This window comes from Guyparkeria sp. (assembly GCF_046545975.1).
Lineage (GTDB): Bacteria > Pseudomonadota > Gammaproteobacteria > Halothiobacillales > Halothiobacillaceae > Guyparkeria.
The window spans coordinates 1-16,367 of sequence record NZ_JBKGYT010000041.1 but is presented as its reverse complement, the minus strand read 5'-3'; the positions used below and the strand labels follow the sequence as shown (position 1 = coordinate 16,367).

The window sequence follows — 16,367 nt, the reverse complement described above, 5'->3', positions numbered from 1 at the left end:
GGGGATGGTCGGCGGTCCCGGTCCGGACCGGTTGCAGGCGGGCCTGTCCCTCAGTCCTCGCGCTTGTCCTCGAGCTTCGGATTGTCGCCGCCGAGCTGGCGATGCAGGCCGGCGCGGGCCATCAGCAGGGCGCTGATCGGGGCGGTGAGAAACAGGAACACGAGGATGAGGACCTCGTGGACGGACAGCCCGCCACGGGTGGAGAAGTAGATCGCCGAGGCGAGCAGGATGCTGCCCACCCCCAGCGTCGAGGCCTTGGTCGGCCCGTGCAGCCGCATGAAGAAGCTCGGGAGCTTGGCAAGCCCGAGCGAGCCGAGCAGCACGAAGGCGGCCCCGAAGAGGATCAGGAAGCTGATGATCAGGTCGGCAAACATGACGGGTCTCCGGCTATTCGACGATGTCGCCGCGGATGAGGTACTTGCTCAGTGCCACGGTGGTGATGAAGCCGAGCACGGCGATCAGCAGCGCGGCCTCGAAGTTGATCGTGGTCTCGAACCAGATGCCCAGCGCGACCAGCAGGGCGATGGCGTTGATCGACAGGGTATCCAGCGCGAGCACCCGATCGACCTCGTCGGGCCCCTTGAGCAGTCGCCAGGCACACAACCCCATAGCGACGGCGATGACGATCAGGGCAATGGTCAGGCTGATGTAGATGATCATGCGTCGTTCCCCGTGGACGGAGCCGTGGTCGAAGCGCCCGGGTCTGCCTGGCCGAAGACCCGCATCAGGCGTCGTTCGTAGCGCTGCTTGATCTCGTCGATCTCGGCCTGCAGGTCGTCGGTATGCAGGGCATGCACCCAGATGCAGGTCTGATCCGGGCTGACGCGACAGGAGACCGTGCCCGGTGTCAGCGTGATGGTGGCGGCCAGCACGCTGAGGGGCAGTCGGCCGCGCAGGTCCAGCGGCAGCTCGAAGATCTGCGAGTGAAGCGCGCGGCTCGGGCCGAGCACCTGCCGGGCGACCACGAAGTTCGCGCGGATGATGTCGATCAGCACCACGCCGGCGTAGCCGACCAGGGCCAACGGGTTGCTCACGCGGGCCTCGATCTCCCAGAAGCGACAGGTCAGCAGGGGCACGACGAGCCCGACGATGGCGCCCATGATGAGGGAGCCCGGCGCGATGCTGTTGTTGATGAGCAGCCAGGTGACCAGCAGCACCACGCTCAGTACCGGTTGCGGCAGGATGCGTTTCATCTAGTGGTGACCTCCGTCGTAATCCTTGCCGAACTTGCCCGGGGCGCTGTCGGGGAGCAGCACGCCGTCCGGCATCACCGCGTCAAGGTAGTCACTCGACTGCGACAGCTGAGCCGCCGTGCCCTCCAGCCAGGTCGACAGGGGCTGGGCCCCGAGCACCATGACGGCGGCCACGAGCATGGGCGCGATGGTCGTGCCCATGCCGGGGAGCGTGCCGCTGAAGGCCGGGGGCTGGTCGGCCGGGTGCCCGGGCGTGGCTTCCGACTGATAGAAGATCCGGCTGCCCGTGCGGGCCAGGGCGATCACCATCACCAGGCCGCTGACCAGAACCACCGCGAACACCGGTGCCAGCAGCGGACTCTCCAGCGCCGCCGAAAGGATCATCACCTTGCCGAAGAAACCGGTCAGCGGCGGCAGGCCCGCCATGGCGATGGCGTAGGCGAAGAACAGCGAACCCACCAGGATGGCCTGCGGCATGGGCGGGGCCGGGGCGATCGCGTCGCCCTGCTGCGGGCGGTGCCGCACCATCAGGCCGGCCAGCAGGAAGAAGCCGGCGCTGAGCACGGTGGTATGGATCCAGTAGAAGAGCGCGCCGCTGATGGCCAGGTCGCGTTCCGACCCGGCGGCCAGCCCCAGGGCGATGAGGATCGTGCCGACCGAGGCGATGATCAGGTAGGCCACCTGACGACGGACGAACGTCGCGGCGACCACGCCCAGCGCGGCGGCAATCAGGGTGATCAGGCCCAGCCACAGCAGCCACGGCGCGATCAGGGCGGTGGTGTCGATGACCCCGCCGAGGGTGTTGCCCGAGAGCATGACGCTGTCGACCCGCAGCACCGAGTACAGCCCCACCTTGGTCATGATGGCGAACAGGGCGGCGACCGGGATGGAGGCGTATCCGTAGGCGCCCGGCAGCCACAGGTACAGCGGGAAGGCGGCACCCTTGATCAGGAAGACCGTGAACAGCAGGAAGATGGCGGTGGTGACGATCGGCACGGCGTCCGGCTCCACGTGCGGGAGCTTGAGCGTGATGTCGGCGAGGTTCAGGCTGCCCACCGTGCCGTAGAGTGCGCCGACCGCGAACAGGAACAGCGTCGAGCCGACCAGGTTGACCACCACGTAGTGCAGGCCGGCCCGCGTGCGCTTGCGCCCGCTGCCGTGCAGCATCAGGCCGTAGGACGCCAGCAGCAGCACCTCGAAGAACACGAACAGGTTGAAGAGGTCGCCGGTCAGGAAGGCACCGTTCAGGCCGAACAGCTGCGCCTGGAACAGGGCGTGGAAATGCGGACCGGCGCTGTCCTCGTCGCGGCGGATCGCGTAGACCAGCGCCAGCAGGGCGACGATCGACGTCAGCAGCAGCATCAGGCCCGAGAGGCGGTCGAAGACCCAGACGATGCCGAACGGCGCGGCCCAGCTGCCGAGCTCGATCACCTGCGGGGTATCGCCGGTGCCGGCGATGAGCAGGCCCGCGCTGACGACCAGCAACGCCACGACGCCGGCAAGGTTCAGCGCACGGGTCAGGCCGGGTTGCCGCCGTCCGGTCATGGCCAGGATGGCCGCGAGGGCGACCGGAAGCAGGACCAGCAGGGAAATCAGGTTGGCGCTCATCCCCGGGGTTCCTCCTGCTTGCCGGACGTCTGCTCCGCACGCGGGATGTGGGTGCCGTCGACGTGGTCATTGCCCATGGCCGCGCGGGCCTTGAGGGCGAGGACGATCACGAAGGCGGTCATGGCGAAGGCGATCACGATCGCGGTCAGCACCAGGGCCTGCGGCAGGGCGTCGGTGGACTTTTCCGTGGCGCCCACCACCGCCGGGGCAGCCGTGTGCAGCCGCCCCATGGTGAACAGGAACAGGTTCACCCCGTAGGACATCAGGGTCAGGCCCAGCACGACCGGGAAGGTCTGGGCCCGCAGCACCAGGTACACGCCGGCGCCGGAGAGCACGCCGATCAGCAGGGAAATGGCCAGATTGGTCATGCGTCTCTCCCCTCGCGGGTGGATTTGGCTGCGGGGCTCGCCTCGATGGATTCGTAGTCCGGGTGCTCGACCGCGTGTTTCGTCAGGCGACCGAGGTTGAGCAGGATCAGCACGGTCGACCCCAGCACCACCAGGAACACGCCCAGGTCGAAGGCCACGGCCGAGGCGATCTCGATGTCGCCGATCAGCGGCAGGTCGAGGTGCGTGAACGCCGAGGTGAGGAACGGCACCCCGAACAGCATCGACACCACCCCGGTGCCCAGCGCGACCAGCAGGCCGACGCCGATGATGGCGTGGTTGGGCAGGTGCAGCTTGGCCTCGGCGTTCTCGATGCCGTTGGCCATGTACTGTGCCACGATCGCGCTCGCCACGATCAGGCCGGCAATGAAGCCCCCGCCGGGTTCGTTGTGCCCCCGCAGGAAGACGAAGAAGCCGAACAGCAGCGTCAGGGGCAGGATCAGCTGGGTGAAGGTGCGCAGCAGCAGCGGGTGGGGATCGTCGCTCCAGATCCGGCCGAACGGATCCCGGCGCGACGAGGGCAGCGAGAGATTGTGCAGCATCGCGTAGATCCCCAGTGCGGCCAGCGCCAGCACCGTGATCTCGCCGAAGGTATCGTAGCCCCGGAAGTCGACCAGGATCACGTTGACCACGTTGTGGCCGCCGCCACCGGGCACGGCATGGTCGAGGAAGTAGCCCGAGATCGACTCGAACGGCCGGCTGATGATCGCCCAGGTCAGGGCGGTGATGCCGCCGCCGACCGCCACGGCGATGCCCGCGTCGCGCCAGCGACGCTGTGGCGTCGACAGCGCCCGGCTCTGCTGCGGCAGGTAGAACAGGGCCAGGAGCAGCAGGATCATGGTCACCACCTCGACCGAGAGCTGGGTCATGGCCAGGTCCGGTGCCGAGAAACGGGCGAACAGCATGGCCACGCCCAGACCGACCACGCTCATGCTGATCAGGGCGAACAGGCGCTGCCGGTGGCCGATCACGGTGGCCAGTGTCATCAGGATGATCAGGGCGATGCCGAGCCAGGTGACCCAGTCGCCGGGGTCGCCGTCCACCGTCCGGTCGAGTGCCGCGCGCACCTCGGGCAGCCCCGCGGTGTGGAAGTAGCCGACCAGTCCCGCGATCAGTGCGAAGACCACCGTCATGATCACGATGCGCCCGAGCCGGCCGTTGTCCACCAGCGCGGTCACGCCGGTCCCGCTGCGCATCAGCAGTTCCATCAGGCGGTTGTAGGCCACCCGGGCGTCGAGGTGGGCCATCGAGCGACCGTGCCAGCGGAAGATGGGCTTGCGCAGCAGGTACAGCGCCACGCCGCCGAGCAGGGCCACGGCGCTCATCAGCAGTGGCAGGTTGAAGCCGTGCCACAGCGACAGGCTGTAGTCGGGCGGCGCGGTCTGCAGGACACCGGTTACCGCCACGTGCAGCAGCGGGCCGACCACCAGCGCCGGCAGGATGCCCACGGCAAGGCACAGCACCACCAGCAGGTCGACCGGGCGCTTCATCATGCCGGGCGGCTCGTGGGGCTTCTTGGGCAGGTCGCCGTCGGGCTTGCCGAAGAAGGTGTCGTGGACGAAGCGCAGCGAGTAGGCCACCGACAACAGCCCGCCGATCGAGACCAGGATCGGGAGCAGCCACACCGGACCGAGGTCGCCGGCCACGCGCACCGACTCGGTGAAGAACATCTCCTTGGAGAGAAAGCCGTTGAACAGCGGCACCCCGGCCATCGCCATCGCCGCGATCATGCCCAGCGCCGCGGTGTGGGGCATGTACTTGATCAGCCCGCCCAGGCGGCGCATGTCGCGGGTACCGGTCTCGTGGTCGACGATGCCGGCCACCATGAACAGGCTCGCCTTGAAGGTGGCGTGGTTGATGATGTGGAAGATGCCCGCCACCGCGGCCAGCGGCGTGCCGAAGCCGAACAGCAGCGTGATCAGTCCCAGGTGGCTGACGGTCGAGTAGGCCAGCAGGCCCTTGAGGTCATGCCGGAACAGCGCGGTGTAGGCGCCCAGCAGGAAGGTGATCAGGCCGGCGGTGGAGACGATGATCACCCACAGCTCGGTGCCGGCCAGCGCCGGAAAGAAGCGCGCCAGCAGGAAGATGCCGGCCTTGACCATCGTCGCCGAGTGCAGGTAGGCCGACACCGGCGTCGGCGCGGCCATGGCGTTGGGCAGCCAGAAATGGAACGGGAACTGGGCGGACTTGGTGAACACGCCCAGCAGGATCAGGATCAGCGCCGGGGCGTAGAGGTCGTGGTTCTTGATCAGCTCGCCGCTGGCGAGCACGTCGGTCAGCTCGTAGGAGCCGACGATGTGGCCGAGGATCATGACCCCGCCGAGGAGCGCCAGCCCACCGGCGCCGGTGATCGCCAGCGCCAGGCGCGCGCCGTAGCGGGCCTCCTTGCGGTGCTGCCAGTAGCTGATCAGGAGGAACGAGGTCAGCGAGGTCAGCTCCCAGAAGATGACCAGGTTGATCATGTTCTCGGAGAGCACCACGCCCAGCATCGCGCCCATGAACATCAGCAGGTAGGCGAAGAACCGCCCCATGCAGTCCCTGGGCGACAGGTAGTAGCGGGCGTAGATGACGATCAGCAGGCCGATCACCAGGATCAGTCCGCCGAACAGCAGCGACAGGCCGTCGAGACGGAAACCGAAGGACAGCCCGACCGACTCGATCCAGGCATGCGACGTGGCCACCGGCATCTCGCTGCCCTGGACGAAGCAGATCCAGACGAAGATCGCCAGCGACAGCGCCGTCGTGCCGCCTGCCACCCAGGCCGCGGCGTAGCGATTGAATCGTGCACTCCAGGCAGCCAGCGGGGCGGCCAGGAATGGCAGCAGTACGACAACGGCCAATAGCTCGATGGCTTTCACGGATACCGTCCTTCGATCGGATATGGGTCATTCCGGAAACGCGGGAACACGAGTCCGGAAAACGGCGCAACTGGCCGGAAATCCTAGCATAGGACCGCGACACGCCGTGCGCTCGGAGCGCTGTCTGCCGGCTTTTCGCCTCCATCTGTCGGTGCCGGCACATGTTAACCCGGCGGGCCTGCGCGAGCGGCGCGACCAGCGCAGGAAGCCGCCACGGGCGGGCGCATTTTCGACGACGTTCCTGCACGTTGCGCGGCAGGTGTCGGGCGCCTGGCCGGCGGGACGGCGAACGGGGTTGACCGCGTGGCAGCGTCGAAATGGTAGACTGACCCCTTTAACCGTAACCCGTGGCCGCCCGGGCGCGCCGGCGGCGCTTGAATTTCCCGCCCTGCGTCGTGCCACGGCCAGCAATGGCAGACTGTTTTGTCAGAAAACGTGACACCTTCACATACCCGTATTCCCGCAGAGAGCCACGGCATTTCGCTGGCCGACCTGAGCGACAATGCCCGGTTCGTCCTCGAGAAGCTGCACGAGGCCGGCTACGAGGCCTATGCGGTCGGTGGCTGCGTGCGCGACCTGCTGCGTGGCCGCAGCCCCAAGGATTTCGACGTCGTCACCGACGCCCGCCCCGAAGAGGTCAAGCGGCTGTTCAAGCGCGCGCGGATCATCGGCCGGCGGTTCAAGATCGTGCACGTGGTGTTCCGCGACGAGGTGATCGAGGTCACCACCTTCCGCGGCGGTGACGCCGGCGAGGTCCAGCGCGCCGACGGCGGCATGATCACCCGCGACAACGTCTTCGGCACCATCGACGAGGACGTCTGGCGTCGTGACTTCGCCTGCAACGCGCTCTACCTCGACTACGCCTCCGGCGAACTGGTCGACTACGTGGAAGGCTTCTCCGACATCCGCGGCGGTCGATTGCGCGTGATCGGCGAACCGGAGTCCCGCTACCGCGAGGACCCGGTGCGCATGCTGCGTGCCGCACGCTTCGCCGCCAAGCTCGGTTTCCACCTGACCGAGGACAGCGAGCGGGCCATTGCCCATTGCCGCGACACGCTGGAGGCGATCTCCCCGGCCCGGCTGTTCGACGAGACCGTCAAGCTGATGCAGGGCGGGGCGGGACGCCAGACGTTCCTCGAACTGCGCCGGCTGGGGCTGCTCGAGTACCTCTTCGACGGGCTGTCGACCTGGATCGACCCCCTGGACCCGGCCAGCGACTGGCCCCTGATCGAGCAGGTGCTCAACGCGACCGACGACCGGGTGGCGCGCGATCTGCCGGTCAACCCCGCCTTCCTGTTCGCCGGCCTGTTCTGGCGGATGCTCGGCCGTCACCGCATACGCTGGATGCAGCAGCGCGTGCCGTCAGAGGACGCCATGGTGCTGGCCGCCGACGAGGTGCTGGGTATCGCGGCGCGCAAGCTGATGATCCCGCGCCGGCTCGCCGAGATCATCCGCGCCATCTGGATGCTCCAGGCCGACCTCGAACGGCTGGTGCCGACCGGCGACGCCGGAGGCGGCAAGTCGGCCGAGGGGGCGCTGAGCGACGAGCAGCAGGCCCTGATGCAGTCGCCGTGGTTCCGCGCCGCGGTGGACTTCCTCTGCCTGCGCTCGACCACCTCGGAGGTGGACGTGTCCGTCTGCGAGGCCTGGCGTCGCTACGCGCCGGAACGCAGCGAGCGGCACGAGCCGGCAGTCGAGGCGCTCAAGCCGTCCGACTTCGGCAAGAAGCGACGCCGTCGTCCGCGCCGGCGCAAGCCTGCCGGCGCCCGGCGCCCGGCCAACGACTAGCCGCACCGGGGAGAGGCGCTCGAGCCATGATTCGGGAAACCGCGACCATCGGCCTGGGGAGCAACCTGGGCAATCCCATCGACCAGATCGAGCGGGCGATCGAGGCCATCGACAGCCTGCCGCTGTGCCGCGTGGTCGCGGTCTCGGGGCTGTACGCCAACCCGCCGATCGGGCCGCAGGACCAGCCCGACTACGTCAATGCCGTCGCCGAGATCGAGACCTCGCTGGGCCCGGAAGCGCTGCTGCGGGCCCTCAAGGGCCTGGAACGGGCCGCCGGCCGGTCCTTCACCCGTCACTGGGGCGAGCGCATGCTCGACCTGGACATCCTGGCGTTCGGGCGACGTGAGATGCACACGGCCACGCTGACCGTTCCACACCCCGAGCTGGCCAACCGCCACTTCGTCCTGGCGCCGTGGCTCGAGATCCGTCCCGACGCGACCCTGCCCGACGGCCGCCGGCTCGCCGACCTGCTCGCCGCCGTGGCCGACCATCCCCTGCGCTACATCCGTCCGATCGACCGGGCCCGCGATGCCGGCGACGATGTTGCCGGGGCGCAGCCGGCCCGGCGAACGGGCCGTCCCGCCGACCGGGCGCCCAGACCCTCACGGAGGCCATCATGAATCTTGCCCAGATCCGGGCCGCCAAGGCGGAGCGAGAGCCCATCGCCGTCCTCACCGCCTACGAGGCCGGGCTCGCCCGGGCGGCCGACGCGGCCGGGGTGGACGCGTTCCTGGTGGGCGACTCGCTCGGCATGGTGGTCCAGGGCCGTCGGGACACGCTCGCCGTGACCGTCGAGGAAGTGGCCTACCACGCGAAGATGGTGCGCCGCGGCGCGCCCGAGGCGCTGGTGATCGCCGACATGCCCTTTCTGTCCGACGCCAACCCGGAACGGGCACTGGCCAGTGCCGCCACCCTGATGCAGGAGGGCGGGGCGGACATGGTCAAGCTCGAGGGCGGGGCGGAAAAGGCCGCGGTGGTCGAGTCGCTGACCCGCGCCGGTGTGCCCGTCTGCGGCCATGTCGGCCTGCTGCCCCAGCGGGTGCGCAAGCTGGGCGGTTACCGCGTGCAGGGGCGCGACGAGGACGACGCCGAACGGATCCTCGACGACGCCCGGGCCCTGGAGCGGGCCGGCGTGGATCTGCTGGTGGTCGAATGCGTGCCGGCCGGTCTGGGCGCGGCGCTTGCCCGGGCCGTGGCGGTGCCGGTGATCGGCATCGGCGCCGGGGTGGACACCGACGGCCAGGTGCTGGTCATGCACGACATGCTGGGGCTCGGCGAGCGCCCGCCGCGCTTCGTGCGCGATTTCATGAAGGAGGCCGGCTCGATCCAGGCGGCATTCGCCGCCTACGTCGAGGCGGTCAAGGCACGACGATTCCCCACCGAGGACGAGAGTTTCTGATGGAGATACTGCGCGACATACAGGCGCTGCGCGCCTGGCGCACGGCCAGGGACGGCACGGGATCGACGGTGGGCTTCGTGCCCACGATGGGCAACCTGCATGCCGGGCACATGGCGCTGATCGACCATGCCCGCCGGCGGGCGGACATGGTGATCGCCAGCGTGTTCGTCAACCCGCTGCAGTTCGAGGATCCCGAGGACCTGGCCCGCTACCCGCGTACCGAGGACGACGACATCGCCGCGCTGGAAAAGGCGGGCGTGGACGCGGTCTTCCTGCCTACCGAGGCCGTGCTCTACCCGCATGGGCAGGACGACATCGTGCGGGTCGATCCCGGTTCGCTGGGCACCCGGCTCGAGGGGGCCGTGCGACCGGGGCATTTCACCGGCGTGGCGACGGTGGTGACCAAGCTGTTCAACCTGGTCCGCCCGCAGGTGGCCGTGTTCGGCGAGAAGGACGCCCAGCAGGTGGCCGTGATCCGTCGGCTGGTCGACGACCTCGACATCGACGTGCAACTGGCGATCGAGCCCACCCAACGCGAGCCGGACGGCCTGGCCATCAGCTCGCGCAACCGCTTCCTCACGCCCGAGCAGCGCCGGCAGGCGCCGGCGGTGCACCGGGCCCTCAAGCGGGCTGCCGAGTCGCTGGCCGGCGGGCACACGGTCGCGGCGACCCTGGCGGGGGCCCGTCACTGGCTGGCCCAGCAGGGCTTCGAGGTGGACTACCTTGTCTACTGCGACGACGAGCGTTTCGAGGAGCGGACCCGGCTGGTCACCAACGGTCGCCTGCTGGTGGCCGCGCGCCTGGGCCGGGTCCGGCTGATCGACAACCTCGCCGTCCACACGCCCCAGGCCGAGGAAACCTCGTACTGAATGCCCGGCGGCGAGATGGCCGATTTACGGGATCTCGTCGCTTTCGGCACAATGAGCCGCTAGTTTCAGAACCACGTATACCCGATACCTAAAGAAGCGTACTCCCCCATGAACCCGAACTACCTGGATTTCGAACAGCCGATCGCCGAGCTCGAGGCCAAGATCCGCGAGCTGCAACTGATGGACGACGACAAGGGGCTGGACATCGACGACGAGATCAGCCGGCTGCGTCACAAGTCCATGGACCTGACGCGCTCGATCTTCTCCAACCTCGGTGCCTGGCAGGTCAACCAGCTGGCCCGCCACCCGCAGCGTCCCTACCTGTCCGACTACATCGAGCACGTGTTCACCGACTTCCAGGAACTGCACGGTGATCGTGCCTTTGCCGACGACCCGGCGATCATGGGGGGCATGGCGCGTCTCGACGGCCAGCCGGTGATGATCATCGGTCACCAGAAGGGTCGTGACACCAAGGAAAAGATCCGGCGGAACTTCGGCATGCCGCGCCCCGAGGGCTACCGCAAGGCCAAGCGGCTGATGGAGATGGCGGAGAAGTTCGGCCTGCCGATCCTCACCTTCATCGACACCCCGGGTGCCTACCCGGGCATCGACGCCGAGGCGCGCGGCCAGAGCGAGGCGATCGCCCGCAACCTCTACGTCATGGCCGAGCTGGAGACCCCGATCGTGGTGACCGTCGTGGGCGAGGGCGGCTCGGGCGGCGCGCTGGCCATCGGCGTCGGCGATCACGTCATGATGCTGCAGTACAGCACCTACTCGGTCATCTCCCCGGAGGGCTGCGCGTCCATCCTCTACAAGAGTGCCGAGCGCGCGCCCGATGCGGCCGAGGCGCTGGGCATCACCGCCGAGCGCCTCAAGGAGCTGGGCCTGGTGGACGAGGTCATTGCCGAGCCCTGCGGCGGGGCGCACCGCGACATCGAGGAAATGGCGAAGAACCTCAAGGCCAGCCTGAAGCGGGCGGTCAACGCGCAGATGGACCGGCCGACCGAGGCGCTGCTGTCGCGCCGCTACGAGCGCCTGATGTCCTACGGCCAGTTCGTCGAGAAGTAGCCGGTGGGCTCGGGTGCGCCGGCATACGCGTCCGGGCCGTCCCCCGACAGCCATGTCCTGCTGGCCAGTTCCGGTGGTCGGGATTCGCTCGGCGCACTGGTCTGCCTGAAACGCTGGCACGCCGAGGGCCGCTTCGCCCGGTTGTCGGTGGTCCACGTCGACCACGGGCTGCACCCCGATTCCCCCGACTGGGCCCGCCAGGCCCGCGAGCAGGCCGAGGCCCTGGGCGTGCCCGTCGGGGTCCGCCGTGTCGAGGTCGCTCGCGGGCGCTCCGGCAAGGGGCGCGGCTCACTGGAGGCCGCCGCCCGCCAGGCCCGCTACGCGGCTCTCGATGCCGCTCTCGATGCCGCCCGTGAGGAATGGCCCGACCACCCGCCCGTGCTGGTCACCGCGCACCACGCCGAGGACCAGGCCGAGACCGTGCTGCTCGCGCTGATGCGGGGCTCGGGTGGGCGCGGGCTTGCCGGCATGTCGCCGTGGCGCCCGCGCGGGCTGTCTTTCCACTGGCGGCCCTTCCTCGACTGGCCGCGGGAACGGTTGGGAGCGCTCGCCGCGGAGGCCGGCCCGGCCTGGGTCGACGACCCCAGCAACGACGATCCCGGCTTCGCCCGCAACTTCCTGCGCCATCGCGTCTTGCCGGAACTGCACCGGTTCTGGCCCGATGCCGTGGGCCGCATCGACCGCAGCGCCGCCCGGCTGGCCGACGAGCAGGTACTGCTGGGGGAACTGGCGGCGGAGGATGCCGGCCAGTCACTGCAGCAGCCGACCCTCGACTGGCCGCTTCTCGCCCACCTCTCGTCGCACCGGCAACTCAACGTCCTGCGCCAGTGGCTGGCCGCGCAGGGTGTCCTGCCGCCGCCGGCCTCCCGGCTGGCCGAGTGGCTGGCGCAGCTGAGGGCGGCGGCCGCCGATCGCCAGCCGTGCCTCGACTGGCCCGGCGGACAGCTGCGCCGCTGGGGGCATCGTCTCTACTGGCTCGAATCGATCCCGGCACCCGTCCCGGACCGTCGCTGGCCGCCCGGCGAGGACTGCCTCGAGCTGGAGGATGTCCGCCTGTGCCGCCGCCCGGCCGGTGCCGGGGAGCCGGCGACCCTGGGTCACGAGGCGTCGGCGGGAACGCCGTGGCGGGTGCGACCGGTGAGCAACAGCGACCGGATCCGTGAGGCGCCGGCCCAGCCCACGCGGCGACTCAAGAACCGTTTCCAGGAAGCGGGCATCCCGCCCTGGGAGCGGGCCGCGGCCGTCGGTATCGAGATCGGCGGGCGATTGGCCGCGGTGCATGTTGCCGGGCGATGGTGGGTGGAGGCGGATTTCCGTCCGTCGGATCCGCAGTCGGGCTGGTCGCTCGACTTGATCCGGCCGGGCGGACGGCCGGGCTGAAACGCGAGCCCCGGGGAGAGGGGCCCTGCTGCAGGCCGCGCCCGCGAGCGTCTCGCTGTCAGTCGGACCGGATCTCGATCCGCCGCCGGCGGTGGTCCTCGGTCTTTTCCAGGCTGATCTCGAGCACGCCGTTATGGTAGCGGGCGCGGGCGGAGTCGGCCTTGACCGGCGCGGGCAGCGGAATCACCCGGGCGAAGCGGCCGTAGGCGCATTCCGCCACGTGGTAGTCGCCGTCCCGGTGCTGGCGTTCGACGCGCTTTTCACCGGCCACGTGCAACCGGTCCTCGTCCACCTCGACCTGGAAGTCCTCCCGCTCCAGGCCGGGGGCTTCCAGCCGGATCTCCAGGCGGTCTCCCTCGTCGAAGACCTCCACGGGCAGCAGGCCCCAGCCGACATTGCGTCGGGCGAGGTCCCGATGTTCCTCCGGCGATTCGCGTTTCCCGGGCGAGAAGCGGGTCAGTGCCTGTCCGGCGGCATCCGTCAGCCGCGACCAGCCATCGCTGATCGAGCTCCATGTGCGGTGGACGCCTTGCTTCAGCTGATCCAGTGCCGTCATGTCGATACCTCCTGTCAACCTGTTCCAGCAGGGAAAGCATGGGTAGCGCACGCCGGGCTTTCAAGGCGCCCGGTGCGGACGGGGGGCGGAAAGCTCGGCGGGGGTCAGCCGTTGTTGTACAGCCAGGTCAGCAGGGCATCCTGCACCCGGGTGCCGCCTCCGTGCTGCACGCCCGGCTCGTTGTGCAGCATGACCACCACGTAGCGCCGCCCGGACTTCGAGAGCAGGTAGCCGGCACCGGCGCGCACGTCGCGCAGGGTGCCTGTCTTGATGTGGGCGTGGCCGCGCATGTCGGTCAGCCGCTTGCGCATGGTGCCGTCGATGCCGGCGATCGGCAGGGTGGACATCACCTCGGCCATGTAGGGGCTCCTCCAGGCCGACTGGAGCATGTCGCCGATCTGCCGGGGCGTCAGTCGCGCGGTCCGCGACAGGCCGGCGCCGTTCTCGATCACCGCGCCGTCCCACGCCAGCCCGCGGTCCGCCGCCCAGCGTTCGACCACCCGCTGGGCCTTGAGCTCGGTGGCCGGGGTGCCCTCGGCCTCGGCGGCCATCGTCAGCAGGATCTGGCGGGCCATGACGTTGTTCGACCACTTGTTCATCAGCCACAGGTGGTTGCTCAGCGAGCGGGACTTGTGGCTGACCAGCTTCTTCGAACCCGACTGGAGCAGCCCGTGGCGCCAACTGCCCTCGATGCGCCCGCCGGCCGATTCGAACAGTGACTTGAAGGCATGGAAGAACGCGTCGTGCGGATCGCCGGCCACCCGGTAGTACTGGTGCGGCGAACACTGGCGCGAGACGGTGCCGCGGACCTGGATCTCGGCGGTGGCCTCCACCGGGTTGCGGATGTCGATCACCGGCTGGTTGGTGTTGTTGCGGCAGGGCTGGTCGACCAGGTTCAGGCTGCTGTTAAGCGCCAGCTGCGGGTTGGGCGGCCAGGTGGTGACCGCCGATCCGGGGTCGCCGTGCGGGGAGATGGCGATCCGCACGGCGCGGTTGTCCAGCAGCAGGGCATTGGGCAGGGCGTTGTAGACCCGGTCGGGACGGTCGTCGAATTCGCCCGGGTCGGCGGCGATCGGCGCGAAGTAGGAATCGTCCAGGATCACGTCGCCGCGGATCTCGCGCACGCCGAGTTCTCGCAGCCGGCGCACGACCTCCCAGAGGTCTTCGCTGCGGAACCACGGGTCGCCGTAGCCCTTGATGTAGAGGTCGCCCTCGATCACGCCGCTGACCGGGTTCCGGTCGGCGTGGATTTCCGTCTTCCACTTGAACGAGGGGCCGAGGATGTCCAGGGCGGCCACCGCGGTGACCAGCTTCATCACCGAGGCGGGGTTGAGCAGCCGGTCGGGCTGGTGGGCGATCAGTGGCGTGTCGGAGTCCACCGGCTTGACCCACACCCCCAGGCTGTCGGCGTTGAGCTTCTGCCGCTCCAGCTCTGCCTGCACGCTGGAGGGCAGGGGCGTGTCGGCTCGTACCGTGTGGCCGGTCATCACGAGGACCGGCACGACGAGAAACAGGGCGAAGCGGACCAGGGCGATACGTGTAGTCATGGGTATGTTCGGTATGCGTAGACGGTATAGGTGCCGCGGTGCGATGGCCTTAAGCCGTCGCCTGCCCGCCGGGTCATCATGCCACAGCCGAAAACGCACGGTGTAGCGTTTTTCCGGCCCCTTGCCGGGCCGCCGTTTTCCGGTGCCGGGCGCTTTGTGGTGACCGCTTGCATTGAGTAAACTACCGCGTTTCCCACACCCAACGCGAAACCGCATTTCCATGGCCGAAATCAACCCGATCGCCAACCGTATCGACAACCTCATCGAGCGCTCCGAGTCGCTCCGGGGGTATCTTTGACTACGACCAGAAGAAGGAACGCCTGGAAGAAGTCGACCGTGAGCTCGAGGTGCCCGACGTCTGGAACGATCCGGACCGCGCCCAGGCACTGAACAAGGAGCGCGCCTCGCTGGTGCGCATCGTCGACACGCTCTCCGAGATGCGCGACGGCCTGACCGACGCCCGCGAGCTCCTGGAGATGGCCGGCGAGGAAGACGACGAGGACACCATCGCCGCCGTCGAGGCCGACGTGGCCACCTACGAGAAGCAGATCGAGGATCTCGAGTTCCGCCGGATGTTCTCCGGCGAGATGGACGAGTCCAACGCCTTCATGGACATCCAGGCCGGCGCCGGCGGCACCGAGGCGCAGGACTGGGCCTCCATCCTGCTGCGCATGTACCTGCGCTGGGGCGAGAAGCACGGCTTCAAGACCGAGATCATCGAGATTTCCGACGGCGAGGTGGCCGGCATCAAGTCGGCCACCATCCGCTTCGAGGGCGAGTTCGCCTTCGGCTGGCTGCGCAGCGAGACCGGCGTGCACCGCCTGGTGCGAAAGTCGCCGTTCGACTCGGACAACCGCCGCCACACCTCGTTCGCCTCGGTGTTCGTCTCCCCCGAGGTCGACGACAACATCGAGATCGAGATCAACCCGGCCGACATCCGTACCGACGTCTACCGCGCCTCCGGGGCCGGCGGTCAGCACGTCAACCGGACCGAGTCGGCCGTGCGCTTCACGCACATCCCCACCGGCGTGGTGGTGGCCTGCCAGTCCGAGCGCTCGCAGATCCAGAACCGCGACCGGGCGATGAAGCAGCTCAAGGCCAAGCTCTACGAGCTGGAGATGCAGAAGCGCCGCGCCGAGGCCCAGGCGGTCGAGGACACCAAGGCCGACGTCGGCTGGGGCAGCCAGATCCGCTCCTACGTGCTCGACCAGAGCCGTATCAAGGACCTGCGCACCGGACACGAGACCGGCAACACGCAAGCGGTGCTCGACGGCGACCTCGACCCGTTCATCGAGGCCAGCCTCAAGAGCGGCCTGTAAAGGGGCAGAACGAAGCCCCATTGTGGGAGCGAGCCTCGCTCGCGAAGTCCGCCCCAGCGGCAGGTACCCTGTAGGAGCGGCCCTGGCCGCGACACGCGGAAGCGACGCCGGAGGGAATCGCGCCTGAAGGCGCTCCTGCTGTCACACTGTGGGAGCGAGCCTTGCTCGCGAAGGCCGCGACAGCGGCCGTCCCGCTTCATGCGGAGTACAAGGCTGAAACGGGGACTCGCGCCGCCGGCGCGATTCGCTTGCCAGGCAAGCTCCCACAATGAGACACACTGTAGGAGCGGCTTTAGCCGCGAACCGTCAACGCCGAAATCCGACGACATCGCGCCTGGAGGCGCTCCTACGGCACCAACTCGACAGACACGCCGGCAACCCCGGCCCACCTACACC

Annotated in this window: 15 protein-coding genes; 7 read left to right on the top strand and 8 right to left on the bottom strand. The window is 68.9% G+C overall.

Features of this window, described 5'->3' with window-relative positions; translation table 11 throughout:
- Positions 1 to 50 precede the first annotated feature (50 nt).
- The 6 genes from ACLFMY_RS05540 to ACLFMY_RS05515 are packed head-to-tail and all read right to left on the bottom strand — an operon-like array spanning position 51 to position 6,045.
- A complete protein-coding gene (locus ACLFMY_RS05540) occupies positions 51 to 374 on the bottom strand; it encodes a Na+/H+ antiporter subunit G (protein WP_410763586.1) in 324 nt (107 codons plus the stop codon).
- Between the two features lie 13 nt (positions 375 to 387).
- On the bottom strand, positions 388 to 660 hold the full coding sequence (locus tag ACLFMY_RS05535; RefSeq protein ID WP_410277018.1) for a K+/H+ antiporter subunit F: 273 nt from the start codon (positions 658 to 660) through the stop codon (positions 388 to 390).
- Complete coding sequence (locus ACLFMY_RS05530; RefSeq protein ID WP_410763585.1) at positions 657 to 1,193, bottom strand: Na+/H+ antiporter subunit E; 537 nt, start codon at positions 1,191 to 1,193, stop codon at positions 657 to 659. The genes ACLFMY_RS05535 and ACLFMY_RS05530 overlap by 4 nt, the downstream gene beginning before the upstream one ends.
- Entirely contained in the window at positions 1,194 to 2,801 is a 1,608-nt protein-coding gene (locus tag ACLFMY_RS05525; RefSeq protein WP_410763584.1) for a monovalent cation/H+ antiporter subunit D, read from the bottom strand.
- Positions 2,798 to 3,169: a Na+/H+ antiporter subunit C gene (locus ACLFMY_RS05520; protein WP_410763582.1), complete on the bottom strand. Its 372-nt coding sequence runs from the start codon at positions 3,167 to 3,169 to the stop codon at positions 2,798 to 2,800. The genes ACLFMY_RS05525 and ACLFMY_RS05520 overlap by 4 nt, the downstream gene beginning before the upstream one ends.
- Entirely contained in the window at positions 3,166 to 6,045 is a 2,880-nt protein-coding gene (locus ACLFMY_RS05515) for a monovalent cation/H+ antiporter subunit A (protein ID WP_410763581.1), read from the bottom strand. Before ACLFMY_RS05515 ends, ACLFMY_RS05520 begins: the two co-directional genes overlap by 4 nt.
- 435 nt (positions 6,046 to 6,480) lie before the next feature.
- On the opposite strand from ACLFMY_RS05515, the gene pcnB reads away from it, so the two are divergent.
- From pcnB to tilS, 6 genes are all read left to right on the top strand, one after another.
- On the top strand, positions 6,481 to 7,833 hold the full coding sequence (gene pcnB / locus ACLFMY_RS05510) for a polynucleotide adenylyltransferase PcnB (protein WP_410763580.1): 1,353 nt from the start codon (positions 6,481 to 6,483) through the stop codon (positions 7,831 to 7,833).
- Between the two features lie 26 nt (positions 7,834 to 7,859).
- Positions 7,860 to 8,453, top strand: coding sequence for a 2-amino-4-hydroxy-6-hydroxymethyldihydropteridine diphosphokinase (gene folK, locus ACLFMY_RS05505; RefSeq protein ID WP_410763579.1), 594 nt, complete (start codon positions 7,860 to 7,862; stop codon positions 8,451 to 8,453).
- Complete coding sequence (gene panB, locus ACLFMY_RS05500) at positions 8,450 to 9,232, top strand: 3-methyl-2-oxobutanoate hydroxymethyltransferase (RefSeq protein ID WP_410763578.1); 783 nt, start codon at positions 8,450 to 8,452, stop codon at positions 9,230 to 9,232. The genes folK and panB overlap by 4 nt, the downstream gene beginning before the upstream one ends.
- Positions 9,232 to 10,101: a pantoate--beta-alanine ligase gene (gene panC, locus ACLFMY_RS05495; RefSeq protein ID WP_410763577.1), complete on the top strand. Its 870-nt coding sequence runs from the start codon at positions 9,232 to 9,234 to the stop codon at positions 10,099 to 10,101. The genes panB and panC overlap by 1 nt, the downstream gene beginning before the upstream one ends.
- 108 nt (positions 10,102 to 10,209) lie before the next feature.
- Positions 10,210 to 11,169 carry an acetyl-CoA carboxylase carboxyltransferase subunit alpha gene (locus tag ACLFMY_RS05490; RefSeq protein WP_410763576.1) on the top strand — a complete coding sequence of 320 codons (960 nt, stop codon included), beginning with the start codon at positions 10,210 to 10,212 and terminating at the stop codon, positions 11,167 to 11,169.
- A gap of 3 nt (positions 11,170 to 11,172) precedes the next feature.
- Positions 11,173 to 12,549 carry a tRNA lysidine(34) synthetase TilS gene (tilS, locus tag ACLFMY_RS05485; protein WP_410763575.1) on the top strand — a complete coding sequence of 459 codons (1,377 nt, stop codon included), beginning with the start codon at positions 11,173 to 11,175 and terminating at the stop codon, positions 12,547 to 12,549.
- A gap of 58 nt (positions 12,550 to 12,607) precedes the next feature.
- Here tilS and ACLFMY_RS05480 read toward each other — a convergent pair whose 3' ends face one another.
- Positions 12,608 to 13,105 carry an Hsp20/alpha crystallin family protein gene (locus ACLFMY_RS05480; RefSeq protein WP_410763574.1) on the bottom strand — a complete coding sequence of 166 codons (498 nt, stop codon included), beginning with the start codon at positions 13,103 to 13,105 and terminating at the stop codon, positions 12,608 to 12,610.
- A 104-nt stretch (positions 13,106 to 13,209) separates the two neighbouring features.
- Entirely contained in the window at positions 13,210 to 14,652 is a 1,443-nt protein-coding gene (gene dacB, locus ACLFMY_RS05475; RefSeq protein WP_410763572.1) for a D-alanyl-D-alanine carboxypeptidase/D-alanyl-D-alanine-endopeptidase, read from the bottom strand.
- 220 nt (positions 14,653 to 14,872) lie between these two features.
- Between dacB and prfB the strand changes: the two genes are divergently transcribed.
- A protein-coding gene (gene prfB / locus ACLFMY_RS05470; protein WP_410763571.1) for a peptide chain release factor 2 occupies positions 14,873 to 15,971 on the top strand; the annotation gives its coding sequence in 2 pieces (ribosomal slippage) (positions 14,873 to 14,947 and positions 14,949 to 15,971; 1,098 coding nt in all).
- Positions 15,972 to 16,367 lie beyond the last annotated feature (396 nt).